The sequence below is a fragment of the Arthrobacter sp. Y3221160 genome, from assembly GCF_059092585.1.
In genome coordinates, this window is sequence record NZ_JBNHHU010000001.1 from 2,625,750 (window position 1) to 2,650,029 (window position 24,280).

Sequence of the window (24,280 nt, forward strand, 5' to 3'; positions counted from 1 at the left end):
CCAATATAGCTAAGCTCTTAGCGAATCGTCTATGCTGGATGCGTGGAAGACCCGGTAGCGAAAATTTTGGCGCAGTGGGCTGCGGAACGGCCCGACCTGGACGTTTCGCCTATGGCAGTGATTGGACGGATCACCCGCGCGTCGCGGAAGGTGGACGCCGTGCTGGCGGCAACGTTCGCCCGCCACGATCTCGATTCGGCCAGTTTTGACGTCTTGGCGACACTGCTGCGCTCGGGGAAGCCTTACACGCTCAGTCCACGGGAGCTGACCCAGGCCGCCATGGTGACCTCCGCCGCCATCGCCCAGCGCTTAAACCGGCTGGAAGAGCGGCGGCTGGTCACAAGGACCAAAGACATCACGGACGGCAGGGGCAAGCAGGTTACCCTCACGCCCGCAGGGCGGGACCTCGTCAACAAGGCTCTGCCCGACCATGTGAACACCGAACGCGCCCTGCTCGCCGGATTGACTCGGACGGAACGCGACCAGCTCGCGCGCCTGCTGGCCAAGGTGGAGCAAGCGGCCGAAGCGCGCTGCTAGCCGACCGGTACGAAGTCGGCTCCTACAACGAGCACGACCGGAACGGTTCCGCGGTCCTCGTACCCGGCAGCGGTCCACTTCCTGCTGAAACCGCCCGGCTGACCGGTGGCCCGGGGTAGTGGTGGCCCCGGCCGTCTGGCAATGTTGGGGGTAGAGCCCGTCTGGAGAATTCCAGCCGTCGAGCACAAAGGAGATGACGCCATGAAGGATTCGGTTCTGCGGCACGATCCCGTCCTTGACCGCACCAACCATGACGACGGCGGTGCTGCCGCGAGGGCGGACGGGGGTGCTGCCAGGGCAGACGGGGATGCCGCCGCGGCAGACGGCGGGAACACCGCCGTCGAGCCCCTCGCCGAACCCCAGGCGCCGGACATCAGCTTTGACGAGCAGTTCTACCCGGCCCGTCCCCGCTCGCTGCGCCCCACGGCCCGCCGCCGCCAGTTCGTCCCCGGCCAACCGCCGTTCGAGCCGGACGCGCGCAACAAGGTCTATGTGGAGTGGCTGCGCAACCAGTCCATGCTGGGCGACGCGAAGGTTTTGGGGCGCCAGCTCTCCGGGCAGGCCAGCATGTGGCAGAACCCGTTCGCGTACCCGAATCCGCGGGCGGCGGTGGAGCGGGCCTCGGTCTGGTTCACGGCCTACCCGCTGTCGCTGATCACCAGGCCCGGACAGACGTTCTTGGCGGCGCTGGGCGATGCCGCGCTCTGGGAGGCCTTCCAACAGATCGGCATCAAGGCCATCCACATCGGGCCGGTGAAGCTGGCCGGCGGCCTGACCGGCTGGAACCATACCCCCAGCGTGGACGGGCACTTCGACCGCATTAGCATGGCGATCGACCCGCTGTTCGGCACCGAGGACGAGTTCCGGAGCATGTGCGGGGTGGCCGCCGAACACGGCGGCACGATCGTGGACGATATTGTGCCCGGCCACACCGGCAAGGGAGCAGACTTCCGGCTGGCGGAGATGAACTTCCGCGACTATCCGGGCATCTACCACATGATCGACATCCCGGAGTCCGACTGGGACCTGCTGCCGGATGTCCCCGAGGGCGAGGACTCGGTCAATATCGACGTCGCGACCGAGCGCCGGCTCCAGCAGGCCGGCTACATCATAGGCGAACTCCAGCGGGTCATTTTCTACGAACCCGGCGTCAAGGAAACCAACTGGAGCGCCACCCCGCCGGTCCTGGACACCGAGGGCAAGGCCCACCGCTGGGTCTATCTGCACTACTTCAAGGCCGGCCAGCCGTCCATCAACTGGCTGGACCCCACCTTCTCCGGCATGCGCCTGGTGATGGGCGATGCCCTGCATTCGCTGGTGGACCTGGGGACCGGGGCGCTCCGGCTGGACGCCAACGGCTTCCTGGGCGTGGAGAAGAGCGCCGAGGAAACGCCGGGCTGGTCCGAGGGGCATCCGCTCTCAGCGGCGGCCAACCAGATCATCGGCAGCATGGTCCGCAAGGTCGGCGGCTTCACCTTCCAGGAGCTGAACCTCAGCATCGACGACATCAAGGCCACCTCGGAAACCGGCCCGGACCTGTCCTACGACTTCGTGACGCGCCCGGCGTACCACCACGCCCTGGTCACCGCGGACACCGAGTTTCTCCGGCTGACGCTGCGCCTGGCCATGGACATCGGCGTAGACCAGGCGTCGCTGGTGCACGCGCTGCAGAACCACGACGAGCTCACCTACGAACTGGTGCACTTCACCACCAAGCACAAGGACGACGTCTACGAGCTCGACGGCGAGGAGCTCACCGGCGCGGAGCTGGCCCACAAGGTCCAGCAGACCCTGCGGGACGGGATCACCGGCGAAGCCGCCCCCTACAACCTGGTCTTCACCGCCAACGGAATCGCCTGTACCACGGCCAGCGTGATCACCGCGGTGCTGGGCATCACCGACCTGGATTCGATCACCGAAGAGCAGTCGGCCGAGATCTGCCGCGTGCACCTGCTGCTGGCCATGTACAACGCGCTGCAGCCGGGGGTCTTCGCGCTCTCCGGCTGGGACCTGTGCGGGATGTTGCCGCTGGAGCGCAGCCGGGTGGCCCGGCTGATGTCCCGGGGCGACACGCGCTGGATCAACCGCAGCGCCCATGACCTGATGGGTTTCGACCCGACAGCCGAGACGTCAACCTCCGGCATGCCCATGGGCAAGGCCCTGTACGGCACGCTGCCCGAGCAGCTCGAGGACGAAGCGTCGTTCGCCCGGCAGCTGGCACGCATCCTGGCGGTCCGGGAAGAGCACGGCATCGCCAAGAGCGCCCTGATAGATGTTCCCGACGTCTCCCATCGCGGCATGCTGGTGATGGTCCACCAACTGGTCTCGGGCGGGCAAGAGGTCACGGTCCTGAACTTCTCCGGGCAGGAAATCGCCGGTACCGTCCGCTCCGAAGCTTTGGAGCTGGGCTCCGAAGTGACCGACGCGTTCAGCGGCGAAACAATCGGCACGGTGGACGACCTGCACAGCTTCTATCTCCACCTCGGACCGTACGCGGGCACCGCCTTGCTGATCGCGCCGCCGGTTGCCGAGGCCGACGACGACGCTCCCCAGGCGGGTGCCTGATCCGCTAGATCTCCCAGTCGCCGAGCCCCTCGGCGCCGTCGCCAAAGAAACCACCGAAGCCTGCGTTGTCTGCAAAGCCCTCACCGGCGGAGGCGACGGTGTCGCCGAATCCTTCCGCGGCGCCGGCCAGTCCTTCCCCGATGCCGGAGAATCCTTCCAGCAGGGGACCGGCGATGGCCGAGCCGACGAAGCCGGCGGCCACACCGGCCAGCAGGCCGGCGCCCAGACCTCCCGCGGCGCCGGCGGCTCCGGCGGCAAGGCGGCCGCCGCCCCGCCCCGTTCCGCTCCGGCCGAGGATCCGTTCCATGAAGCCCGGCTGCGCCAGTTCGGCGCGGGTAGCGGTCCTGGCCAGCGTCTCGGGCCGGTCGGAGGCGGCCCGCTCTGCCGCGGGGAGCTGGCTGTTGAGCTCGTCCCGGAGCATCGCGCGCTGCTGCGGGGTCAACCGGTTGAAGGCTTCGGCGTGGGCCCGCTCCATGTCCTGGGGCGGTGCAGTCTGCAGCATGTACTTGTATTTCGCGATGGCCGCCTGGTCGGCGTCCCGGCCGGCGGGTTGCCCGGGCCTGCCGTCGCGAGGCTGCGGCCGGGACGGATACCTTTGACCGCCGTCGCCCCCGCCACGGTTGTACCCGCCGTCGTAGCCGCGGTCCTGCCCATAACCACGGTCCTGCCCGTAACCGCGGTCGTAACCACGGTCCTGACCGTAGCCGCGGTTGTAACCGCCGTCGTAGTTAGGGTCCTGGCCGTATTCGCGGTTTTGGCCGCGCCCGTAGCCTGCCTCCTGGCCGTAGCCGGGTCCCCGGCCGGAGTCCTGGGGCCGCGGCGGGCGCTGCTGTCCGGTGCGTTGGGCCAATTGCTCCTTGGCGTACTGGATGGCCTTTTGCTTGCCCTTTTGGACCAGCTTGTCGAACATTCCCACGGTTCCGCTCCTTGCCTGCCCGGTGGAAGCCGGTGCACGGGGTCATCTCTCCCCGTTAAGAACTGTTGGCAACGGCAAAGGGTTCCGGCGGTCTCCCTAGCCCGCGACGCGTTCGACCGCTTGCACGTGTTCAGGTCGCACCGGGGTGGTCTGGGGCAGGTGCTCCGGGTGCTTTTAGACGTAGGCCTTAAAGTAGGGGCATACGGTCACCACGGACACCCCGGCAGCGGCGGTGTCATCCAGCGAGTAGCGGGCCAGGCGTCCGGCCAGTCCCTGCCCGGCATACTTCTCGTCAACGGTGGTGTGGAAGAAGACACGCTCGGGGCCCGACGGCCCCTCGAACGGCAACCAGTGGGCCTTGCCGATCACCTTGCCGCCGTCCACCAGTTCGTAGCGGCGCCGTCCGGCATTGCTGCGGACGGCGATGGGGGCGTCGGCTTCCATGGTTACTCCTGATGATGGGTCGGTCCGGCAGTGCTCAGCCGCGGGGTCGCAGCTGGACGGTCGGCAGCGTCGGGGCGGGCAGCGGTGCGGGCGTCCCGTCGGGGAAGGGGCCGAACCGGGGATACGGGGCACCGTCCGGATAGGTGCCGTTTTCGGGTTCCGGCGCGGGGTCGACGTCGATCTCGGCCTGCCAGGCGGCGCGGTACGCCACGATCTCCTCATGACTCCGGCCCACGAAGTTCCACCACATGATGATCTGCTCGCCCAGCGGCTGGCCGCCGATGAGCAGCAGCCGGGCCGGGGCGTCCCCGGCCTCGAGGACGAGGCGCTTTCGCCCGGGGGCGAGGTAAACCAAGTGGTCCACCGGGACGTCGTTTCCGTCCAGCCGGAGGTCGCCGGTATCCAGCAGGACTCCGTGTTCGAACCCGGCGTCCAGGGCGAGTTCCAGCCGGGACCCCGCACGCAGCGTGGCTTCGGCACCGAGCAGCGGAGGGGTGTAGGTGTTGACGGGAGACGTGGAGCCGGCCAGCGAACCGAAGAAGACGCGCAACTCCGTCCCGTCGCCGACGACGGGTTCCGGTGCATAATGTTCGAACGTCGGCGGCATGTTGCGGGTCGAGTCCGGAAGGGCGAACCAGAGCTGCGCGCCGTGCAGGACGGTGGTGTCCGGCGTCGAAAATTCCTGGTGGGAGATGCCCCGGCCGGCGATCATGAGGTTCACTTCCCCCGGGCGCACGATGGCTTCAAACCCGGCCGAATCCCGGTGCGCGATCTTGCCGGAGAACAGCCAGCTGACCGTGGCCAGGCCGGTGTGCGGGTGGCGGGGAACCTGCATGCCGCCGGTACCGGACACCAGGTCGGGCCCGTAATGATCCAGGAAGCACCAGGAACCGATCAGGCTGCGCCGTTTCTGCGGCAGGGTGCGGCGGACATTCATGGCCCGGATGCCGCCCAGCGGGACGTCACGCGGCGCCAGGACCTCCGCGTCGGCGGAGTCTGCTTCCAGTGAACAGACAACTTCCCTCGGTGCCGCCTCCAGGTTGCTCATGGCCTCAGTTTAGACGGGCGCTTGCAGCGTGCCGCCAGATGCAGCGTTGCACCTGCACCGCCGTGCATCGGGGAGGATGGGGGGATGGACGAACTCGGCGAACTGCTGCGCAGCCTGGATTACTGGTGGATCTACCCTGCCGGTGCGCTCTTCGTGACCGTTTCCGCGCTGGTTCCTCCGGTGCCTAGCACCACGCTGTTCGTCGCGCTGGGGTCGCTCTCGGTGCACTCGGACCACCTCGATCCTTACGTACTGGCGGCCGCCATGCTGGCCGGTGCGGTAGCGGGTGACGCCGGCACGTTCTTTCTGGTGCGCCGCTTCAACCTCGCCGAGCGGAAGGTGTTCTCCGGGCGACACTGGCAGTCAGGCTTCCGCAAGGCCCGCACCGGGCTGGGCCGCAAGGGGCTGCCGCTGGTGCTGACGTCCCGGTTTGTGCCCATGGGGCGGGTGACGCTTAATGTGGCCGCCGCGATGATTCCCCAGCCGGGCCGCCGGTTCCTGGCCCACTCCGCCCTGGCCGGTGTGCTGTGGTCCGCCTACTCGGTGGGCATTGGCACCGCGTCGGGCGTGTGGCCGCAGCTGTCCACCGAGTTCGCGGTGCTGCTCGCCATCGCAGCGTCCTTGGTGCTCGGGTCGCTGATCAACCACACGTTGAAGTGGTGGGAAAACCGGCAACGGATGGAGTCCATCGGGAAACGGGGCCGCTAGGCGGTCGCCGGCACCGGCAGGAAGCGCGGGTGCCGGCGACTGCATCAGGCCCGCTCTTCCACGCCGCACCAGTTGGCGATGAACAGAGCGATGCTCTTGGTGATTCGACGGACCGATTCGATGGATACCCGCTCGTCGAAGCCATGGATCGCTTCGGAGACCGGGCCGTAAACAAGCGCGGGCGTGTCGGCATAGAGCGCGAAGACACGCCCGTCCAGGTAGCCGGGAGTGGTGAAACTGCCAAGCTCCTGACCGAAGACCTGCTCGTGCGTGCTCTCCAGCAGGGACTCGGCTTCGCTGCCGGGCTCCAGCACGTAGCCTTCGGAGAAAAATCCGGTTTTGGTGGCGACGGCCTTGATCGGCTCGGGGCCGGTCCCCAGCCGGGCGAGGCATTCCTGCAGTTCGCGCCAGGCCTGCTCGGCCGGGATCCCTGGGTAAATGGCCGCCCGCACATCGAATTCACACCAGGCGGGCACACTGGAGGGCCAGTCGCCGCCGATGATCTGCCCGAAGTTGAAGTTGATGGGGTGTTCCAGGTCCTCGAAGTAGCGGTGCCGGCCCCGCTCCGCGTTCCACTTCTCCTCGACTTCGCGCAGGGCGGTGATGGCGGTGTAGGCGGCGTCAATGGCGTTGAAGCCGGTGCCCATCTCGCGCGGATGGGTCGGGTTGCCGGTGACACGCACCTTGAACCAGAGCACTCCGACGTTGGCCCGGACCAGCATGTCCTCTTCGGGCTCGGGAATGATGACCGCGTCCGCCCGGTAGCCGCGCATGAGCGCGGACAGGGAACCGTTGCCGGTGCATTCCTCTTCGACGACGGACTGGAAGTGGATGCGGCCGGCGGGTTCGAGGCCGGCCGCCTTGACGGCGTCGAACGCGAAGAGGTTGGCGGCCAGGCCGGCCTTCATGTCGCCGGCGCCGCGGCCGTACATCCAGCCGTCGATGATGGGAGCATCCCAGGGGGAGCGCGACCATGCCTCTTCCGGCCCTTCCGGCACCACGTCGACGTGTCCGTTCAGGATGAGCGAGCGGCCGGTTTCGGCGGCAGGCCGGTAGGTGCCGACAACATTGTCGACGTCGTCGTAGGAGACGGTGACGGGGCCGAAGCCCGGATGCGTGGCGAGCTCGTCGGGATCCAGCTGCCAGCGGTCCATTTCCAGGCCGCGGGCGGCCATCGCCGTGTGCAGCAGGTCCTGGGCGCTGCCTTCCGCGGTCCGGAGCGACGGGTGCTTCACCAGCTCCTGGGTGAAGGCCAGCTGCGCGTCGAACGCGGCGTCGACGGCATCGAGAATACGTTGGGACTGTTCGTCATTGATCATCCGAATGCTCCTTGATATGGCGCGGGGGAGCCGCCCGGCTGGACGGCTCCCCCGCGAGGTGGTGAGAGGCTGGCTTCCGGAGGCGGTGTCCACCGGAGGCCGGAGCCCGCCCCGGGGTGGGGCGGGCGTGGGGACTTAGCTGTCGGCTACGATCTGCTTGTCCTTGACCCGCAGCCGTTCGCCGAGGAACCCGCCGAGGGCCGTGAGCAGCGCGATGATGGCAAGGATCATGGCCGCGCCCCAGGATTGGTTGCCGGAGACGCCGAGCATGGCGGTGGCGATCATGGGCATGAAGCCGCTGGTCGCGCCGGCGATGTTGTAGCCCAGGGCCACGCCGGAGTAACGCAGTTTCGCCGGGAACAGTTCGGTCAGCAGCGCGCCGTTGACCGCGTACGCCACGGCGATCAGCATGATGCCGAAGGTGATGGCCAGGGTGATCAGCAGCGGGGACTTGGTGTCGATCATGGCGAACAACGGGAAGGCCAGGACGGCGGTGAGGATGCCGCCCCACATGGTGACCTTGCCCGGGCCGATCTTTTCCGCGAGCCGGCCCATCAGGATGGTGACGATGATCTGGGCGACGGCGGCGATCAGGGTGGCGTTGACCATCACGTTGCGGTCCACACCCAGGGTGTTGACGCCGTAGCTGACCACGAAGGTGGTGATCATGTAGAAGCCGCCCACGCCCAGCAGGGCGGCGAGCACGGCAACCACCAGGCGGCCGCCGGCGTTGCGGAAGACGTCGAAGGCCGGGACCTTGGAGGTCTCTTCCTGGGCCAGCAGATCCTTGAAGATCGGCGACTCCTCCACCTTGAGCCGGATCCACAGGGCGATCAGGAGCATCGGGAAGGCCAGCAGGAAGGGAATGCGCCAGCCCCAGGCGTCAAAGAAGTCGGACGGGAAGAGCAGCACGAGGGTGAACGCCGTGGAGGCCAGCAGGGTCGCCACCGGCGAGCCGACCTGGACCAGGGCGGCGTACCGGCCGCGCTTCTCGGCCGGGGCGTGCTCGACGGCCATCGTGACCGCGCCGCCCCATTCGCCGCCCACGGCCAGTCCCTGGACGAGCCGCAGGACGGCGAGCAGGATCGGGGCCGCCAGGCCGATGCTGCCGAAGTCGGGCAGCAGGCCGATCAGGCCGGTGGCGACGCCGATCATGACGATGGTGGTCAGCAGGGCGGGCCGGCGGCCGTACTTGTCGCCGATGTAGCCGAAGAGCATGGCGCCGATCGGGCGGGCTGCGAAGCCGACGCCGAAGGTGGCGAATGAAGCCAGCAACGCGGCCGTGGGATCCAGTTCGGTGAAGAACAGGCGGTTGAACACCAACGCCGCGGCCGTGCCGAAGAGGTAGTAGTCGTACCACTCGAGAGCCGTTCCGACGAAGGCGGCCCGGGCGATCTTGCCTGCGTCCTTGCCGGAGACTTTCGGCGGAGCGCCGGGGGTGTTGAGAGATTGCGGCGTCGTCACGTGTTGCCTTTCAAGCTGTGCGGGGCCGGCATCGTTGGAGGAGGCAGCGGCAGCCCGTAATTCCTATGGCCCTGAACGGAGGACATCCCGAGGTAGAGCTGTGAAGTACCTCTCGACTGTAAGGTAGTGCCATTCCCCTGAACAATGACAATACTCACCGGCTTGACAACGCTTACTTGTGCCTTTTCACAACTTGTGCCCATTTTTGTAGTCCGCGAGCGCCACGAGTGCGAGCGCTGCCTGCGCCGGAACCGTCATGTCCAGCCCGATGACTTCCTCCAGCGAATGCAACCGGTTGACCACCGTGTTTCGGTGGCAGTAAAGTTCCTCCGCGGTTTCCTTGATCGAACCGGTGCGGCCGTAACTTTGCGCCACCTGCAGCAACCGCTGGCGCTCATGCGGCGTGCAGTGGTCCAGTGCCGTGGTGACGGGGAGCGAGAATCCGGGGAGCGCCTTCTCCAGGAGGTCCCGGGCGATGGACATCCAGGTGCCCGCGATGGTGGCCAGCCCCGTATCGGCACCGTGCTTGGCGGCCAAAACCAAAGCCGCCGCTGCCGCCTGCGGAATCGCGGCCAGGCCCTCCACGCCGGGCATATAGCCGGCCGGAAATTCGGGCGGATCGTCCTGCCAGGTCCGTCCGGCTCGGCTTACCCGGAAAAGGTAGAGGGCGCCGGCGCGTTCGTAGGAGAAGGTGTGACGGTCGGCCGCCGGCTGGTCCGGCAACTTCGCCGCGGCCTCCTTGGTGACCGCAATCAGTTCAAACACGTCCGAGCTTTCTACTTCCAAGCCGGCGGCGATGTCGGAGACCTCGCCGGTGTTTTGGGTGTCGGTGTTAAAGAGCCGCGAAAGCAGCCGTTGCCGGTGCAGCTGCTTGTCGCGGGCAAGCAGGGCTTCTTCTTCCGAAAACGCCTGCTGGATGCTGCTGACATATCTCTCCACAGTGTCCAAGACCCGGTCCATGTTGGCAACGAGCACGTCGGTGCCGTGCCCCCGCGCAACGCGTTCAAGGCCTTTCCACAGGACCCGGAAGTCGTTGCGTACCGCGCTCAGGAAGGCCTCCAGCGGAACCCCCTGGCGTGCCCGGCGGGAAGCCACATCCCTCGGCAGGGACCGAAGATCGGGCGGCAACTCGAGGCCGGCCATCTGGAACAGGAACATCTCCATCGTGTCCACCGCTGTCCGGCGGACATCCTCGTCCGGAACCAACGCCCCCTCATAGGAGATGGCCGCAAAGCGCGCCAGGAAGTCGCTGACCAGTAAATCGCGTTCCTGCCACAGGCGCCGGATAAGTTCGGTCCACTGAGGTTCGGCCGACGGGTCGGGATTGAAGTCCCAATGCCGGCTGGCGTCGTGGGGGAAGGGCTCTACGCGCGGCTCGCTCATGCATCCATCTTATGCATTTGCCTAATCCTTCCGCCGGAGATGGCGTCTTTTGTCCATTGAGCGTGACATTGCTCCAGTGTTGAAATGGAGGCGGCGCCGGGCACGGCTGGCTGCGCCATCTACCGCTCCGGGCACGCCGCAGCGAAAGCACGAAGAGGACTCATGCTCGTCGATCTCCTGATCCGCAACGCCCGCATACTGACCCAGGACCCCGGACATCCGGTGGCAGAAAACCTGCTGATCCACGACGGGAAGGTGCTGGCACTCGACGTCGACCCGCAGGCCGCGCCCCGGGCCCGGAGGGTCGTCGACGCCGCCGGTGCGGTCATCGTCCCCGGCTTCAATGACGTGCACGCCCACAGCGTCTGGTTCGGGCTCGGCCTGATGGAAGCGAATTTGGGGACCGTCGCCAGCCTCGATGAGGCCTATGCGGTGATAGCCGACGCCGCGTCCACGCTGGCGGAGGACGAATGGGTGGTGGCCTCGGGGTACAGCCCGCTGCTGCACGGCGGAGCCCAGCCTGACCGCGACCGGCTCGATGCTGCCGCCGGCGGCCGCCCGGTATGGATCAAGCACTCCTCCGGCCACGCCTGCAATGTCAACGGTGTTGCACTCGATCTCATCGCCGCACGCGGCGCCGACCTTGCCGCGCCGATCGATGGCGGCGTCGTTGTCACGGATGCCCAGGGCCGGCCCACCGGGCTGCTGGAAGAGAACGCCATGCGGTTGGTGCAGGACATCATGCTGCCCTACCCGCTGGCGACCATCGAACGCGCGCTGGACCTCGCGACCACCCACTATCTGACCGAGGGCATCACCAGCGTCACCGACGCAGGCATCGCCGGCGGCTGGATCGGCTACTCACCGCGCGAGTTCGGCGCCTACCAGAGTGCACGGGACAAGGGGCTGCTGAGCGTCCGGATGCAACCCATGCTGGTTCTGGATGCCCTGCACGAGGTTCCAGGGCACGACGCAGACCCGGTCTCGCGCGGCCTCGATGCCGGCATCCGCACCGGCTTGGGGGACGACTGGCTCCGGCTGGGACCGGTGAAAATCTTCAGCGACGGATCGCTGCTGGGCAGCACCGCCTACGTCACCGAAGAGTATGTCGGCTGCCCCCACAACCACGGCTACCTGCAAATGGACGCCGAAGTGCTGCGCGCATCGTCCCTCGAGGCGTACCGCGCCGGGTGGTCCATCGCGATGCACGCGATCGGGGATCACGCCATCGACCACGCGATCGACATCATCACCGAAGCCCAGGAAACCTACGGCCACAGGCCGCTGCCCAACAGGATCGAGCACGGCGGCGTGATCCGGCCGGAGCAGCTGGACCGCATCGCCGCGGCCGGCATCGTCCTGGTGCCGCAGCCGCATTTCATCACCGAGTTCGGCGACGGCATGGCGCGGCTGCTCGGTCCGGAGCGGACGGCGACGTCCTACCCGGCCAACAGCCTGCTGCGGCGCGGCGCTACGTTGCCGGGCAGCTCGGACCGACCGGTGTCCAACGGCCGTCCGCTCGACGTGATCCAATCGTTCGTGGAGCGGCTGACCCCGTCCGGCGAGGTATACGGCCCCGACGAGCGGATCACCGCGGCCGAGGCGCTGGCCGCCTACACCGTCGGTTCCGCGGCGGCGACGGGAGCGGGGGACATCAAGGGCCGGTTGGTACCGGGCCTGCTGGCCGATCTGGTCTTCCTGGACCAAGACCCCACCGCCGTCGAGCCGTCGCGCATCGGCGCCACGCAGGTGCTGGCCACCATGGTGGGCGGCGACATCCGCTTCGGCGCGGAGAAATTTCCGGCACTGGAATCCGCTGATGCGGCGACGGCGTCGACGGGGGAGGAAGCACGATGAGCACGACCGGCCAGGAATTTCTTGACGACTTCGGTGCCATGTCCGGGTTCGGCGCGACCGCCGGCGGCGGCGTGGACCGGCAGGCCGGTACGCCGGAGGACCATGCCACCCGCCGGTGGTTCGGCGAGTGGCTGGCGCGGCACGGCTTCACGGAAAAGGTAGACGCCGCCGGAAACCAGTTCGGGACCCTTGAACTTGTTCCCGGTGCTCCCTATGTCTTGCTCGGCTCGCACCTGGACTCCCAGCCGTTGGCCGGGCGGTACGACGGCGCCTACGGCGTGTTGGCCGGGGCCCACGCCGCGGCCCGCGTGGCGGCCGAAGCTGCCGCGGGCGGGATCGACCCGGTCTACAACGTGGCCGTGGTCAACTGGTTCAACGAGGAAGGCAGCCGCTTCACGCCCAGCATGATGGGCAGTTCGGTTTTCACGGGGAAGCTGCCCCTGGAAGAGGCGCTGGCCACCGCGGATCCGGCCGGGACGACGGTTGCCGCGGCCTTGGCCGCCGGCCACCGCACCGCCGACGACGGCGCCCCCCGGCTCGCCGACGTGGCCCGTTACGCCGAGATCCATATTGAACAGGGCCGGAGCCTTGAGGAAACCGGCACGCAGGTCGGAATCGTGGACCGCACGTGGGCGGCGAGCAAGTACCGCGTCACGGTGGACGGGGAGCAGTCGCATACCGGCTCCACCCGGATGGAGGACCGCAGGGATGCCCTCTACGCAGCCGCCCTGGTCATCTCCGCCGCCCGCGACCTCGCCGCGGAGTTCGCCCCCGGCCAGCTGCACACCTCGGTCTCCGAGATGTACGTGTTGCCCAACTCGCCAGTGACCATTGCGCGCCAGGCCGTCATGAACCTGGACCTGCGGTCGCCGGATGAGGACGTCCTGGCCCGCGCCATGGAATTGCTGGACAAAAGGATCGCCGAGGCGGAGGCCGTGTCCCGGACGACGGTCGGTTTGGAGCTGACCCACCGGTGGGGACTGGTGTCCTACCAGCCCGCGGGCGTGGCGCTCGGCATCGCCAGCGCGGAGCGGCTCGGGTTCAGCCACACGGATATCATGACCGTGGCCGGCCACGACTCGACGAACCTGAAGGACGTTGTGCCGACGGTCATGCTCTTCGTTCCCAGCGTCGAAGGGATCTCCCACAACGAGGCCGAATTCACCCGGGACGACGACGCCGTGCGCGGCGTGGAACTGCTGACCGAGGTCGCGCGGCGGCTGGTCGCCGGGGAGCTCGCGGCCGGCTAGGAGCCGGTAAGCAGCCGGACGGCGGCTTCAGGCGCTGTCCTCGGAGGCATGGCGGCAGAGGACCCATACGTTGTCCTCGCCGTGGCGCTCGAAGGTGACGGTGCTGACCAAGGCATGGATCAGGTTGAGTCCGCGCCCTGACTCCGACTCGTCGTCGACGTCGTGCTCTTGCGGGTTCGAGATGCCGGGGCTGGAAGGTGCTGCGCCGATTTCGGAAATGCGTGCTTCCAACCGGCGGGACCAGATGGTGATCTCAACACCGAGCTGGAGGGGAGTTTCGGAAGCAGGGACGGCGTGCTGGACCACATTGGTGGCGGCCTCGATCACGGCAGTCGAGAAGGCCATCCGGTCCAAGTCCGGAACGAAGTCGGCTTTCGTCCACAGCGCCTCGAAGTCCTCGTGCAGGGCCTCGACGGTTTCGGCCGTGGCCAGCCCCTGGCGTGTCGTTCGGGCGAGGACCTCAGTCATCGGAAAACGCCGCGTCGACGCTCTGGTAAGGAGTCAGCACGCGGTGCATGCTGGTCAGCTCAAGCACCATCCTCACCTGCGGCTGCACGTTCGCGATGCGGAGGTCGCCCCCGGCTTGCCGGGCGATCTTCAGGCAGCCGATGAGCGCCCCGAGGCCGGAGGAGTCCATGAACTCCGTACCCGCCATATTCACCACCACATGGTGGTTTCCTTTAGCCACGACGGCCGTGACAACTTCCCGGAGGCGGGGTGCTGCGACCATGTTGAGCCGGCCGCTCCCGATGACTTCGGCATAGGCGGGCGTGGTCTCAACGGTGAACTGCATCCACGTTCCTTTCGTCGGGCTTGAACCCTTTGTACCTGACGGCCTTGACCAGCACGCCCAGAATCAGCAAATCAAACATAACCCAGGCCACGTTCACCAGCGTGCCCACGGGTTCGTTCAGTCCGGCCGCCAGTCTTGCCGCGCCCGTCAGGAGGGCAGCAACCAGCAAAGCCATGGTGACCAGCTGGGGTGTGATCAGGTTCCAGCTGCTCCCCCCGGATTGGCGGGCTTTCGGAGTGACGGCAAAGCCGAGGGGCCGTCCCAGCCACACGTTGCGGGCCGCCGTCGTGCAGGCCTTGATCCAGGTGGGGAAGAGGGCGAGGCTGTACTGCTGCCCGCGCCAAGTGCTGACGCCCTTGCCCACCACGGCGAACAGCAGTTGGTTGACCACCATGAACGGGATGAACCGGATGAAAAAGTCCGTGCTCAGGCTGTTGACGGGGAGGATGCCCAGGGTGAGGTAGACGATTGGCGCGGCGAAGTAGATCACCGCGGCAAAGCCACTGAGGTAACTCCACATCGTGGAGAAGTACATCAACCGTTGGCCGAGCCTCAGCCCGCGTTGCGCCAGCGGGTTCTCGCGCAGCATGACCTGGACGGTGCCCTGGGCCCAGCGCAGCCGCTGGGTCAGCATGGTTTTGAGGTCCTCCGGGGCCAGGCCGTGGGCGAGTACCTCGTGGTGGTAGACGCTGTGCCACCCCATCGAATGCAACCGCATCGAGGTCGCCATGTCTTCTGTCACGGAGATAGTGGCCAACGGCATCACCGGCTGGGCCTCGTCGGGGCGTTCTATCGAGACGGCGTCCAGCACCGCCTGCACTGATCCCAGCGCCCCCAGCGGGGACCAATCCCGCCGGGACATCCGCTCGAGCGCGCCGTCCAATTCGTCCGGCTCGGGCACACCGGCCGTGCCCCCGAGTTCCATGGCGGCGATCTCGGCCAGGTCCGCTTCCACGGCCGCGAAGTTCTCGGCAACCAAGGACCGCACGGCGTCGTCGACCTTCTTCCGGAGGTCATAAGTGATTTCGCTGAGCGACCCGCCGCTTCGGAGGCTGGCGCGGGCCGTGTCGGTGGCGGCCTCCACGTCGTCGAGCAGCATTGCCACGAGTGGATCTGCCGCCTCCGGGGACCTTCGGGCCTTGCGGATGGCACTTCGCGCCCCTGCGAGCGCGCGGTGAACCCCGCGGTCGACTTCGGTGACATAGCCGGCCAGGCCCAGCTGCATCAACGCTTCGCGCCGGAGCAGGGCATTGGAACCGCAGAAGAACGCTGCGTTCCAGCCGTCCTTGCCTTGCTGAATGGGCCCGTAGAACAGCGGGGCCTGGCTGCCCAGCGGATCGTCGGCCGGAACGTTGCTGAAGTACTGGGGGGTCTGGACGAGGGCGACCCTGCGCTGGTTGAAATACCCCAGCGTCTTGTCCAGAATGTCAGGCCGGGGGACCTGGTCGGCGTCGAGGATCAAGAGGAATTCCCCGTGGGTCATCATCAGCGCGTTGTTCAGGTTGCCCGCTTTGGCGTGCCGCGGCTTGTCCGCCCAGTCACCGGTGCGGGTCAGGTAGCCCAGCCCGTGGCGGGCGGCCAGTTCGCCCAGCTCCGGCCTGGCGCCATCGTCCAAAATCCAGGTGCTGTGGGGGTAACGGATGTCCCGCGCCGCCAGCGCGGTAGCCATGACGAGGTCCAGCGGCTCGTCGTAGGTGGTGATGAAAACGTCGACGGTGGCGTCCGCAGGCGGTGGCGGCGCTTTGCGCTCCCGGAACCGCCAGACCGTTAAACCAAAGAGTCCGACGTCGATCAGGCTGTAGGTCTCGGCCAGCACCAAGGGGACGGCTATCCACCACGCCGACCAGTTGAGCGAGTCGAGCCATCGCCACGCGAGGTAGTTGGTTCCGAGGATGACCGTCAGAACCACCAGCAGCCGTATGGCAAAACGTTTCACAAGGGTACCGGGCTGTCTGCCGGGCACCGGCGCAGCATCACGGCGGTGATGTCGTCCGCCACCGCGGCGCCGGCCAGGTCCAACACGGCATCGCAGACGTCCCGGACATCGTCACCGGAGCTGGCAACGGCGGCCACCGCGTCCATGGCTGCGTCCACCGAGTCGAAGGCATCGAGAAGCCCGTCGCTGAGTACAAGGAGCGATTCGCCGGGCTCCAGCAGCAGACGGCTTGCGGCCCACGTGCTGCCCGGGACGGCACCGACGGGCGGGCCACCCGAGGGCAGGCGGCGCAGGCCGCCGTCGTAGAGGTGCAGCCCAAGCCCGTGCCCCGCGTCCACGTAGTCGACCGTAGAGTTCCCGGCGTCCAGCCTGGCATGAAAGATCGTGACGAAGGAGTCGGACTGGGCCAGGTCGCTCTCGAGCGACTGGCTCGCCGCCTGGAAGGCCGGGACGATGTCCGCGTGTCCGTGGGAGGCGCGCAACACCGCGCGAACCGTCGCGGCGATAAGGGCAGCGCCCATGCCCTTGCCCATGGCATCGGCGACCGTCAGTTGCAGCCCGTTTTCCGTGGCGCACCAGTCGAAAAAGTCCCCGCCCACGCTTCGGCTGGGCCGGCAACGGCCGCCGATCTCATAGCCTTGAAGTCTCAGGGGCTCGGCCGGCAGAAGGCTGCGCTGAACCTCGGCTGCGCGTTTCTGGTCTTCGCTAGGAATCGCCTCAACGGGTTGGGATCGCGGGCGGCGGAAAAGCGCTCCGATTCTTGCCTGGAGCTCCCGGGGGCTGAACGGCTTGCTGATGTAATCGTCGGCGCCCGTGTTCAACCCGCTGAGCCGGTCCAGCTCCTCAGCGCGCGCGGTAATCATCAGTATGTAGGCGTCGGAAAAGGTCCTGACCTGCCGGCAGACTTCAATGCCGTCCAGATCGGGCAGGTTCAAATCCAACGTAATGAGGTCGGCGCCGCCGTTGCGGACCAGCTCGAGGCCGTCCCGCCCGTTTTCTGCCTCCGCCACCGTGAAGCCTTGGTCGGAGACGATTTGGGCCAGCAACCGGCGGATGTCCGCGTTGTCCTCGACTATGACGGCACGGCGGTTGCTGGGGGCAGCTGGCATGCTTTCATTAAGGCGGTTATCTTCCCGTTTGTCACATCCGTCACTGCAGAATCCGCCCGTGACGACGATATTGGAGTTCGCCGCCATGGAAAAAATCCTCGACCTGCTGACCCTGCATCGGGTGAAGTTCCACGACCTCTCACTGCGCGGGCGGGTAGTGATGAGCCAGTTGCCGCTGTCCATCACCATGCTGTTCCTGGGGGTGGGCACGTGGCTTTTTTCTCCCCCGCTCCTGGTGAATCCGCTCTTTGAACTCAGCATGGTGCTCAACGCGGTACTGCTGGCGGCGTGTTTCCTCGTTCCGTGGGAGAAGCTGCCGTACCCGTCGTTCCTGATCATCCCGCTGCTGGATTTCATTCCGATCGGCCTGCTGCGCGAAGGCGCCGGGTCGCTCCTGACAGGGGTAGGGCTGCTGGCCGCTTTCCCGGTGATCTGGCTGGCGGCCTCCGGACAACTGCCGCGGCTGTCCGTCATCGGGGGCGCGCTGGCCGCCCTGGCGATGGTGTGGATTCCGGTGTTCCTCAAGCAGCCTGCCGTCACTTTCGATGCGTTAATCCACCCGCTGCTCATCCCCTTCATGATGCTGGCCATCGGAATCACCGTCCGGGTCATGACCGCGAGCATGATGGAACAGCAGCAGGTGGTCGAGGCCAAGGACGCAAGGCTCCGCGCGCTGCTGGAAGCCAGCGACAAGCGCGAACGGCTCCTGTCAGCCGTCGTCAACGCCGTGAACGTGGGGGTCCTGGCCGTCGATGAGGACGGCAACCCGACTCTGCGCAACCGTCGGCAGGAAGAGCTGCGCCGCCTGGCGCTGCCGTCGGGCGACGAGGACGCGCCGGAATCCAGGCTCGAGCTCTATGCCGACGGAGGCAAATCGGTTATGCCCGTCCAGGATCGGCCCATCCGCCGCGCACTGCGCGGCGAGTCGTTTGCCGAATACCTGGTCTGGTTCGGCCGGCCCCCGCGGCAACGGGTACTCTCCGCGTCCGCCCAGGCGATGGTCGACGGCAGCGGCCGGCGCGAAGGCTCCGTCCTCGCCTTCAACGACGTCACGGAACTGGTGTCCGCGCTGGAAGCGAAGAGTGATTTCCTGTCCAGCGTGTCCCACGAACTGCGAACTCCGCTGACCTCCATCCAGGGGTATGCCGAGTTGCTGGCGCTGACGCCGGACTTGCCGGAGAACATGGCGGCAGGCCTGGACACCATCCTCCGCAATTCGCACCAGCTGCTCGCCCTGGTAAAGGATTTGCTGGGGACGGCCGCCGGCTTCTCCGAGCTGCAGCCGGTTCCTGCGGATCTCGGGGATATTGTCGCGCAGGCCGCCGCAGCAGCAGAACCCCGGGCCGCCGCCGGCGGCATCACGCTCGCCGTACAGGCGCCGCCTCCCCTGCGGGTGGTCTGCGACCCGGCGCGGGTCCGGCAGGTGTTGGATAACCTGCTGTCCAACGCCATCAAGTATTCCCCGCAGGGCGGTGACGTCACGGTCAGCTGCACCGGCGGCGACGAAATGGTTCGATGCGAGGTAGCGGACCGGGGCATGGGGATGGGTGCCGAGGAGAGCCGCAACGTCTTCACGCGGTTTTTCCGCAGTCCCGCCGCCCGCCGTAGTTCCATCCCGGGGCTGGGCCTCGGACTTGCCCTGTCCAAGGACATCGTGGAACGGCACGGCGGCAGCATCAGCTGTGAGAGCGAGCCCGGCCGGGGCAGCGTCTTCACGTTTACCCTGCCCGTAGCGGGGCCGCCCCGGGACGATGAATCCGAAGCCGATAAGACCAGCGTCCAAGGCGCCACCGTCGGCGCCCGGCAAGAGCCGTAAACCCCGCCGCCCTGCCGCAACCTGATCGTGCAGACCATCGGGCACGCCACCACGCTGCCCGCCAGCTGCCGGGTCGGCTTCTTCCCGCTCAAGCTCACCGCAGCGGGCGGCGCCCCTGTGCGCGACGTCGCCTGGACGTAGCTGCGAACGACGGCGGGGCCCGCCTTCTACAGGTGGGCTCCGCCGTCGTTGTGGTTCTGGCGGTTTCAGTCCTTGGGTGTGGACTTGGCGGGGTCGACGAAGGGCTTCTGGACGACCTGGCCTTCGCGGACTCCCTCGGGCGTGTGGATGGACAGCGTGGTGCCTTCGCCGCTGAGGTCGATCGGCACCATGGCCAGGCCGATGTTCCGTTCAAGCCGCGGGGAATGGCAGGCGCTGGTGACCTCCCCGATGGGGGAGCCGTCGCCGACCGAGACCGGGAAAGGCTCGATCATGGAGCCGTCGTTGTAGCTGCCCAGCGGCTCGCCGCCAATCTCAACGCCGACCATCAGCCGGTCGATGCCCTTCTCCCGGATGCGGCCGAGCGCTTCCTTGCCCACGAAGTCCGCTTCCTGGTCCAGATCCACCATCCAGTTGTAGTCGTAGCCGACCTCCAATGGGTTGGTGCCGAGGGTGATGTCGCACCCGTAGGCAAGCATGCCCGCCTCAATCCGGCGGATGTGGCAGGGACCAATGACCCGCAGGTCGTGCGCCTGCCCGGCTTCCCAAACGGTGTCCCAGAGGCGCCCGGCGTTTGCGGTGGCGTTGTAGAGGTAGATCTCGTAGCCGACCTCGCCGGTGTAGCCGGTCCGGCTGACCACCACGTCCATGCCGTTGAGGGTGTGGTGCTGCATGTAGTAGTACGGCATGTCCAGGATCTGCGGGCCGAACAGGTCGGACATCAGCCCCTTGGCCTTCGGGCCTTGGACCTGGACGGGCGCCACGTCCACCTCTTCCACGGTGACGTCCCAGCCGCCGGCGTGCGCCAGGCCCATGGCCCACAGGTGCACGTCGCTGTCCGCCAGCGAGAGCCAGAACTTGTTCTCCTCCACGCGCAGCAGGATGGGGTCGTTGATGATGCCCCCGTCGGCGGCGGTGATGAAGGCGTACTTGCACTGGCCCACCTCGCACTTGGTCAGGTCCCGCGGGGTGAGCATGTTGGTGAAGTCGAAGGCCTGCGGGCCGCTGATCTGCAGCTGCCGCTCCACGCCGACGTCCCACAGGGTGACGTCGTTCAGCAGCGACCAGTACTCGCTGACCGGGTCGCCGTAATGGCGCGGGTGGTAGGTGTGGTTGTACACGCTGTAGGCCGCGACGCCGTGCTCCCGCGACTTCCAGAAGTAAGGGGACTTGCGCAGCCGCGTGTAAAGGGTGATGGCCGGGTTGGGGTTAACGCGGGACGAATCGGTGCCGTTGAACTGGGCGGAGCCAGAATCGAGAATCTCCGACATAGGGGCTTCCTCCTTCGAGGTTCTGGCGCCAGCCGGACCTGAGGAGTTGCGCATGATGCGCAACTTTGCGCCATCTGAGACTGCCATGGTGGCAGTCGCTCCGCATGGGAGTCAAGGGGCAGCGCCAGCCGGTTGCGCGGCGCCGCGGCGTCCCATCTTCGGCGCGGGCCCAGGTCGCGAGGGGCTCCACCGGCCGTCATCATTCCCGGGGACATCGGCCGCATGCGTGAGATAATTGAGGCAGCCAAGCTCGCGGGTTCGGGGCGGGTCCATCCGCATGGATCCGAGCCGATCCGCGTGCTCACAATGTCGAAGCCCCGGTCTGCGGGCCGCAGTTTCGACCCGTGGGACGACCGTCTGGCGCGAGGGCCCCCAGGGCGCTCCGTCCACTGATGTCGAGTGTGGCGCTCGTGCGAATCAGAGGACTCTTAGATGCTTTTTGCTGAAGGTCAAACCCTTGTTCACCCGCACCATGGTCCGGCCGTTGTCCGCGGCATCAGGACCCGGCCCCTGCGGCAGGACGCGGAATGCCGCTACGTCATGCTGGAGGTCAAGAACTCGAACCTGACGGTCGGTGTCCCGCTGGAGCGTGCCGAGCAAGTCGGGCTGCGGCCGGTCTTCGACGAGGGACAGTTGGAGGCACTGTTCGACGTGCTGCGCGCCGCGTCGCGGGAGGAGGATCCGCAGTGGTCCCGGCGCTTCAAGGACAACCAGGAACGGCTCCGTACCGGCGACATCTTCGTGATCGCCGGATTGGTGCGCGACCTCGTCCGGCGGCTGCACGCCAACGGCAGCATGTCCCACGCCGAGAAGGACATGATGCAGTACGCCAAGAAGCCGCTCGTCACGGAAATTGCGCTGTCCAGGGGCATCGACCTGCAGGAAGCCGAAGAGATCCTCGACGCCGTGGCGACCGGTTTGGTGCCGGAGGCGGAGCATTTGGCCAGCGCCTGAACGACGACGGCGGGCATGGCGACGGCGGGCTTGACGACGACGGGCTAGACGGGCGGCGCGCATGACGCGCCAAGCCCCGAAGGGTCAGGCGCGGACCAGTCGGGACGTCGCGGCCAGGTCATGGATGGCGTGGTCGTACGCGATGGTGAGCGCGCCGCCGTCGTGCTGGAACTCGTGGTTGGCGCCGTCAAGCACGCCATACGCCCCGTAGTTTTCCTCCCACGAGCCGTTCAGTGCGAACTTGAACGCATACCGGCCGGCGGGCAGCTCGGCGTCCAGCTTCCACAAGCCGTCCGTGGCGTCGAAGCGCATCTGCACCGCCCCGTCGGCCGGGTCCCAATCCTGGTCGGCGCCGAGCAGCACGCCAAAGTCGCCCACCACGGCGACTCCGGCGGGTTGGTCGGCGGACAGGGCGGGCTCCGCCGCCGGCGGCGACGGTTCCGGCAGCGGGGTTCCCGCCGCGAGGGCCGCGGCCAGTTCGGCCGCATCGGGAAAGGCGGTGACCGCCCGCAGCCCGTCCTCGGTGATGGCCCACCCGCCGCGGCCCTTCGACATCCAGCCGGCTTTCACCAGCCGCGCGGTCGCCGTCGTCAGGTTTTTGAAGCCGCGGGGCACACCGCCGCTCAGCAACTCCTTCTCGTGCGCGGTCGGCGGTACGCGCCGCAAGGCCTCGCTGATGACGTCCCTGGCGTCAGGCCGGGTGCCGGTTGCGGCTGCCGCCGCCAGAATCTCGAGGACAGGTTTGAGACGCAGATGGGTTTTGAGCATGGCCGTGGCTCCTTCGCGGGGCTGCCGGAACTGGTGACGCTCCCAGTCTGTTACCCGGCCGTGCCGAGCACCACTATTTGGCGTTGTGTGTCGGCTCCCCTAGACCTTGATGACCACCTTGCCCCGCACCTCGCCGGCCTCCAGGCGGCGGAGTGCTTCCGGCATCTGCTCCAGCGGATAAGTGTGGTCGAGCACGGGCTTCAGCTGCCCCGAGACGATCAGCTCACTCAGCCGTTCGAGGTCCGAAGCCGCCTGGCGGGCCATGAACATGACAACACGCTGCCGGTTGAAGAGGGACAGGATCATTCCGCCCAGCGGCCTGAACAGGCCGCCCGTCCAGCGGTCGCCGTGCTCGCCGCCGACGATAACCGCCGTGCCGTCCGCTGCAAGAGCCCGGCGCACGCGCGACAGGGACGGGTTCCCGGCGATGTCCACGATCACGTCATACTTGTGTCCTGCTACCGCAAAGTCTTCGCGGGCGTAGTCGATGACGCTCCCGGCACCGAGGCTCCGCACCAGCTCCGCCTTGGCGGCGCTGCAGACGCCGGTGACCGTGGCGCCCAGGGCCGTGGCTATCTGCACGGCGTAGGTGCCGACGCCGCCGGAGGCCCCCGTGATGAGTACGCGGTGCCCGGCCTGTACGCGGCCGGCGTCCCGCAGCGCCTGCAGCGCTGTCACGCCGGAGACCGGAAGGGCCGCTGCCTGCTCGAAAGTCAGGTCTGCCGGCTTTCGGGCCAGCAGCGACTCCGCTGCCACCGCAAATTCCGCGAAGGAACCCTTGCCGAAACCGAAGACTTCGTCTCCGATCGAAAATTTCGTGACGGCACTTCCTACCGCCGCTACCGTTCCCGCGACGTCAAGCCCGGGGACCGGGTTCTTCGGGGACTTCCACCCGGAGACGGCGCGGACCGGGTACGGCAGGCCGGTGGCCATGTGCCATGTCCCGCGGTCCAGGCCTGCGGCGCGGACCTTGATGAGGACTTGGCTTTCGCCGACCTCCGGTACTGCGATTTCTTCGGGGTGCAGGGCATCGGTGATTCCGTACCGGGTCTGCACTATGGCGCGCATGGTGGGTCTTGTGGGGTCGGGGGAGCCGCTGCCGGGAACCGGCTGCGTGTTCGCGGCCGAAGGGGTGGATTCTGTTGGTTCCATGGGACTTCCTTCTCGAGGACGTGGATGATGTGGAGCCCAAGTACTTCGTACAATGTACGAAGCTACCGTACAAAGTACGAGAATGCTATAGTCGCGGGAACAATGATCAAAAAACCGGGCAGCGCCCCCTCGCAACGTGAGCCACTCAGCAGGGAACGGGTGCTTCGCGCCGCGATGGACATCGCCGACGGCGGCGGGCTGGCCCGCCTGACAATTCGTTCACTGGCCCAGGCAGTGGACGCCAAACCGATGTCGCTCTACCACCACGTGCGGAACAAGGACGAGATCCTCGACGGCATCGTCGACGCCGTCTTCGAAGAGATAGAGCTGCCGGTGCCGGGCCGGGAGTGGAAGGCGGAGTTGAAGCGGCGTGCCGCCTCCGCCCGCGACGTGCTGCGCCGCCACCCGTGGGCCATAGCCTTGATGGAATCGCGCACCGCGCCGGGACCGGCAAACCTGCGCCACCACGATGCGACCCTGGGGACCCTTCGGGCTGCCGGGTTCTCGCTGCCGCTGGCGGCCCACGCCTATGCGGTGCTCGATGCGTACGTTTACGGGACGGCTCTCCAGGAGGCATCGTTGCCTTTCGACGGGCCGGACAGTCTGGCGGAGGTCGGCGGGCCGATGGTGGAGATGTTCACCGTCGAGGACTATCCACACCTGCGGGAGTTCGCCGTGGAGCATGTGCTGCAGCCCGGATACGACTTCAGCCACGAGTTCGACTTCGGCCTCGACCTCATTATCGGCGGCTTGGCGGCGTCGCTGCCGGGCCGCTCCGGGACTGGCGAAGAGTCACCAGGGCGGGCCGAGGCGCCCTCGCCCTGAACCACG

At 67.3% G+C, this 24,280-nt stretch carries 21 protein-coding genes; 8 read left to right on the plus strand and 13 right to left on the minus strand.

Going from position 1 to position 24,280, the window contains the following annotated elements:
- The first annotated feature begins 42 nt into the window (after window positions 1–42).
- The gene (locus tag AC5RWG_RS12225; protein ID WP_494002198.1) at window positions 43–537 is read left to right on the plus strand and encodes a MarR family winged helix-turn-helix transcriptional regulator; all 495 of its coding nucleotides are present in this window, start codon (window positions 43–45) and stop codon (window positions 535–537) included.
- A gap of 201 nt (window positions 538–738) precedes the next feature.
- Window positions 739–3,102: a maltose alpha-D-glucosyltransferase gene (treS, locus tag AC5RWG_RS12230; RefSeq protein ID WP_494002199.1), complete on the plus strand. Its 2,364-nt coding sequence runs from the start codon at window positions 739–741 to the stop codon at window positions 3,100–3,102.
- Between the two features lie 4 nt (window positions 3,103–3,106).
- Here the strand turns inward: treS and AC5RWG_RS12235 are convergent, their stop codons facing one another.
- The 3 genes from AC5RWG_RS12235 to AC5RWG_RS12245 all read right to left on the minus strand — a co-directional run bounded on the left by AC5RWG_RS12235 (window position 3,107) and on the right by AC5RWG_RS12245 (window position 5,510).
- Window positions 3,107–4,012, minus strand: coding sequence for a hypothetical protein (locus AC5RWG_RS12235; protein WP_494002349.1), 906 nt, complete (start codon window positions 4,010–4,012; stop codon window positions 3,107–3,109).
- Between the two features lie 180 nt (window positions 4,013–4,192).
- Window positions 4,193–4,462, minus strand: a complete 270-nt coding sequence (locus AC5RWG_RS12240; RefSeq protein WP_494167043.1) for a GNAT family N-acetyltransferase — start codon at window positions 4,460–4,462, stop codon at window positions 4,193–4,195.
- Between the two features lie 34 nt (window positions 4,463–4,496).
- A complete protein-coding gene (locus AC5RWG_RS12245) occupies window positions 4,497–5,510 on the minus strand; it encodes a pirin family protein (RefSeq protein ID WP_494048910.1) in 1,014 nt (337 codons plus the stop codon).
- Between the two features lie 84 nt (window positions 5,511–5,594).
- Here AC5RWG_RS12245 and AC5RWG_RS12250 point away from each other — a divergent pair, with 84 nt between their 5' ends.
- Entirely contained in the window at window positions 5,595–6,218 is a 624-nt protein-coding gene (locus tag AC5RWG_RS12250; RefSeq protein WP_494167044.1) for a DedA family protein, read from the plus strand.
- Window positions 6,219–6,262: 44 nt separating this feature from the next.
- Here the strand turns inward: AC5RWG_RS12250 and AC5RWG_RS12255 are convergent, their stop codons facing one another.
- The 3 genes from AC5RWG_RS12255 to AC5RWG_RS12265 form a co-directional block, all read right to left on the minus strand.
- A complete protein-coding gene (locus AC5RWG_RS12255) occupies window positions 6,263–7,537 on the minus strand; it encodes an ArgE/DapE family deacylase (RefSeq protein WP_494024677.1) in 1,275 nt (424 codons plus the stop codon).
- A gap of 135 nt (window positions 7,538–7,672) precedes the next feature.
- Complete coding sequence (locus tag AC5RWG_RS12260; RefSeq protein ID WP_494002204.1) at window positions 7,673–9,001, minus strand: MFS transporter; 1,329 nt, start codon at window positions 8,999–9,001, stop codon at window positions 7,673–7,675.
- 186 nt (window positions 9,002–9,187) lie between these two features.
- Window positions 9,188–10,384, minus strand: a complete 1,197-nt coding sequence (locus AC5RWG_RS12265) for a helix-turn-helix domain-containing protein (RefSeq protein WP_494002205.1) — start codon at window positions 10,382–10,384, stop codon at window positions 9,188–9,190.
- A 162-nt stretch (window positions 10,385–10,546) separates the two neighbouring features.
- Here AC5RWG_RS12265 and AC5RWG_RS12270 point away from each other — a divergent pair, with 162 nt between their 5' ends.
- On the plus strand, window positions 10,547–12,241 hold the full coding sequence (locus tag AC5RWG_RS12270; protein ID WP_494002206.1) for an amidohydrolase: 1,695 nt from the start codon (window positions 10,547–10,549) through the stop codon (window positions 12,239–12,241).
- Window positions 12,238–13,491 (plus strand): M20 family metallo-hydrolase, encoded by a 1,254-nt coding sequence (locus AC5RWG_RS12275; RefSeq protein WP_494102344.1) that lies wholly within the window; start codon window positions 12,238–12,240, stop codon window positions 13,489–13,491. Before AC5RWG_RS12270 ends, AC5RWG_RS12275 begins: the two co-directional genes overlap by 4 nt.
- Window positions 13,492–13,518: 27 nt before the next feature.
- Here the strand turns inward: AC5RWG_RS12275 and AC5RWG_RS12280 are convergent, their stop codons facing one another.
- Genes AC5RWG_RS12280 through AC5RWG_RS12295 form a run of 4 tightly spaced genes read right to left on the minus strand, consistent with a single transcriptional unit; the run spans window position 13,519 to window position 17,329 of the window.
- Window positions 13,519–13,959, minus strand: a complete 441-nt coding sequence (locus AC5RWG_RS12280; RefSeq protein ID WP_494002208.1) for an ATP-binding protein — start codon at window positions 13,957–13,959, stop codon at window positions 13,519–13,521.
- On the minus strand, window positions 13,952–14,284 hold the full coding sequence (locus AC5RWG_RS12285) for an STAS domain-containing protein (RefSeq protein ID WP_494167045.1): 333 nt from the start codon (window positions 14,282–14,284) through the stop codon (window positions 13,952–13,954). Before AC5RWG_RS12285 ends, AC5RWG_RS12280 begins: the two co-directional genes overlap by 8 nt.
- Window positions 14,268–16,220 carry a glycosyltransferase family 2 protein gene (locus AC5RWG_RS12290; RefSeq protein WP_494024396.1) on the minus strand — a complete coding sequence of 651 codons (1,953 nt, stop codon included), beginning with the start codon at window positions 16,218–16,220 and terminating at the stop codon, window positions 14,268–14,270. Before AC5RWG_RS12290 ends, AC5RWG_RS12285 begins: the two co-directional genes overlap by 17 nt.
- The gene (locus AC5RWG_RS12295) at window positions 16,217–17,329 is read right to left on the minus strand and encodes a response regulator (RefSeq protein ID WP_494002211.1); all 1,113 of its coding nucleotides are present in this window, start codon (window positions 17,327–17,329) and stop codon (window positions 16,217–16,219) included. Before AC5RWG_RS12295 ends, AC5RWG_RS12290 begins: the two co-directional genes overlap by 4 nt.
- 58 nt (window positions 17,330–17,387) lie before the next feature.
- Between AC5RWG_RS12295 and AC5RWG_RS12300 the strand changes: the two genes are divergently transcribed.
- Entirely contained in the window at window positions 17,388–19,145 is a 1,758-nt protein-coding gene (locus tag AC5RWG_RS12300; protein WP_494167046.1) for a sensor histidine kinase, read from the plus strand.
- Between the two features lie 206 nt (window positions 19,146–19,351).
- Here the strand turns inward: AC5RWG_RS12300 and AC5RWG_RS12305 are convergent, their stop codons facing one another.
- Complete coding sequence (locus AC5RWG_RS12305; RefSeq protein ID WP_494167047.1) at window positions 19,352–20,575, minus strand: glycine cleavage T C-terminal barrel domain-containing protein; 1,224 nt, start codon at window positions 20,573–20,575, stop codon at window positions 19,352–19,354.
- 432 nt (window positions 20,576–21,007) lie between these two features.
- Here AC5RWG_RS12305 and AC5RWG_RS12310 point away from each other — a divergent pair, with 432 nt between their 5' ends.
- Window positions 21,008–21,529 carry a CarD family transcriptional regulator gene (locus AC5RWG_RS12310; RefSeq protein ID WP_494167048.1) on the plus strand — a complete coding sequence of 174 codons (522 nt, stop codon included), beginning with the start codon at window positions 21,008–21,010 and terminating at the stop codon, window positions 21,527–21,529.
- An 84-nt stretch (window positions 21,530–21,613) separates the two neighbouring features.
- Here the strand turns inward: AC5RWG_RS12310 and AC5RWG_RS12315 are convergent, their stop codons facing one another.
- Both AC5RWG_RS12315 and AC5RWG_RS12320 read right to left on the minus strand, forming a co-directional pair.
- Window positions 21,614–22,297, minus strand: a complete 684-nt coding sequence (locus AC5RWG_RS12315) for a pullulanase X25 domain-containing protein (protein ID WP_494128598.1) — start codon at window positions 22,295–22,297, stop codon at window positions 21,614–21,616.
- 99 nt (window positions 22,298–22,396) lie between these two features.
- Complete coding sequence (locus AC5RWG_RS12320) at window positions 22,397–23,449, minus strand: NAD(P)-dependent alcohol dehydrogenase (RefSeq protein WP_494167049.1); 1,053 nt, start codon at window positions 23,447–23,449, stop codon at window positions 22,397–22,399.
- A gap of 102 nt (window positions 23,450–23,551) precedes the next feature.
- Here AC5RWG_RS12320 and AC5RWG_RS12325 point away from each other — a divergent pair, with 102 nt between their 5' ends.
- Window positions 23,552–24,274, plus strand: a complete 723-nt coding sequence (locus AC5RWG_RS12325; RefSeq protein ID WP_494167050.1) for a TetR/AcrR family transcriptional regulator C-terminal domain-containing protein — start codon at window positions 23,552–23,554, stop codon at window positions 24,272–24,274.
- Window positions 24,275–24,280: the final 6 nt, after the last annotated feature.

Bases quoted from the DNA above. Each gene is read 5' to 3' on its own strand.
- AC5RWG_RS12235 (WP_494002349.1), bottom strand. From the start codon at position 4,012: ATGTTCGACAAGCTGGTCCAAAAGGGCAAGCAAAAGGCCATCCAGTAC.
- AC5RWG_RS12250 (WP_494167044.1), top strand. From the start codon at position 5,595: ATGGACGAACTCGGCGAACTGCTGCGCAGCCTGGATTACTGGTGGATC.
- treS (WP_494002199.1), top strand. From the start codon at position 739: ATGAAGGATTCGGTTCTGCGGCACGATCCCGTCCTTGACCGCACCAAC.
- AC5RWG_RS12285 (WP_494167045.1), bottom strand. From the start codon at position 14,284: ATGCAGTTCACCGTTGAGACCACGCCCGCCTATGCCGAAGTCATCGGG.
- AC5RWG_RS12270 (WP_494002206.1), top strand. From the start codon at position 10,547: ATGCTCGTCGATCTCCTGATCCGCAACGCCCGCATACTGACCCAGGAC.
- AC5RWG_RS12265 (WP_494002205.1), bottom strand. From the start codon at position 10,384: ATGAGCGAGCCGCGCGTAGAGCCCTTCCCCCACGACGCCAGCCGGCAT.
- AC5RWG_RS12310 (WP_494167048.1), top strand. From the start codon at position 21,008: ATGCTTTTTGCTGAAGGTCAAACCCTTGTTCACCCGCACCATGGTCCG.
- AC5RWG_RS12255 (WP_494024677.1), bottom strand. From the start codon at position 7,537: ATGATCAATGACGAACAGTCCCAACGTATTCTCGATGCCGTCGACGCC.
- AC5RWG_RS12295 (WP_494002211.1), bottom strand. From the start codon at position 17,329: ATGCCAGCTGCCCCCAGCAACCGCCGTGCCGTCATAGTCGAGGACAAC.
- AC5RWG_RS12275 (WP_494102344.1), top strand. From the start codon at position 12,238: ATGAGCACGACCGGCCAGGAATTTCTTGACGACTTCGGTGCCATGTCC.
- AC5RWG_RS12315 (WP_494128598.1), bottom strand. From the start codon at position 22,297: ATGCTCAAAACCCATCTGCGTCTCAAACCTGTCCTCGAGATTCTGGCG.
- AC5RWG_RS12305 (WP_494167047.1), bottom strand. From the start codon at position 20,575: ATGTCGGAGATTCTCGATTCTGGCTCCGCCCAGTTCAACGGCACCGAT.
- AC5RWG_RS12280 (WP_494002208.1), bottom strand. From the start codon at position 13,959: ATGACTGAGGTCCTCGCCCGAACGACACGCCAGGGGCTGGCCACGGCC.
- AC5RWG_RS12320 (WP_494167049.1), bottom strand. From the start codon at position 23,449: ATGGAACCAACAGAATCCACCCCTTCGGCCGCGAACACGCAGCCGGTT.
- AC5RWG_RS12240 (WP_494167043.1), bottom strand. From the start codon at position 4,462: ATGGAAGCCGACGCCCCCATCGCCGTCCGCAGCAATGCCGGACGGCGC.
- AC5RWG_RS12325 (WP_494167050.1), top strand. From the start codon at position 23,552: ATGATCAAAAAACCGGGCAGCGCCCCCTCGCAACGTGAGCCACTCAGC.
- AC5RWG_RS12245 (WP_494048910.1), bottom strand. From the start codon at position 5,510: ATGAGCAACCTGGAGGCGGCACCGAGGGAAGTTGTCTGTTCACTGGAA.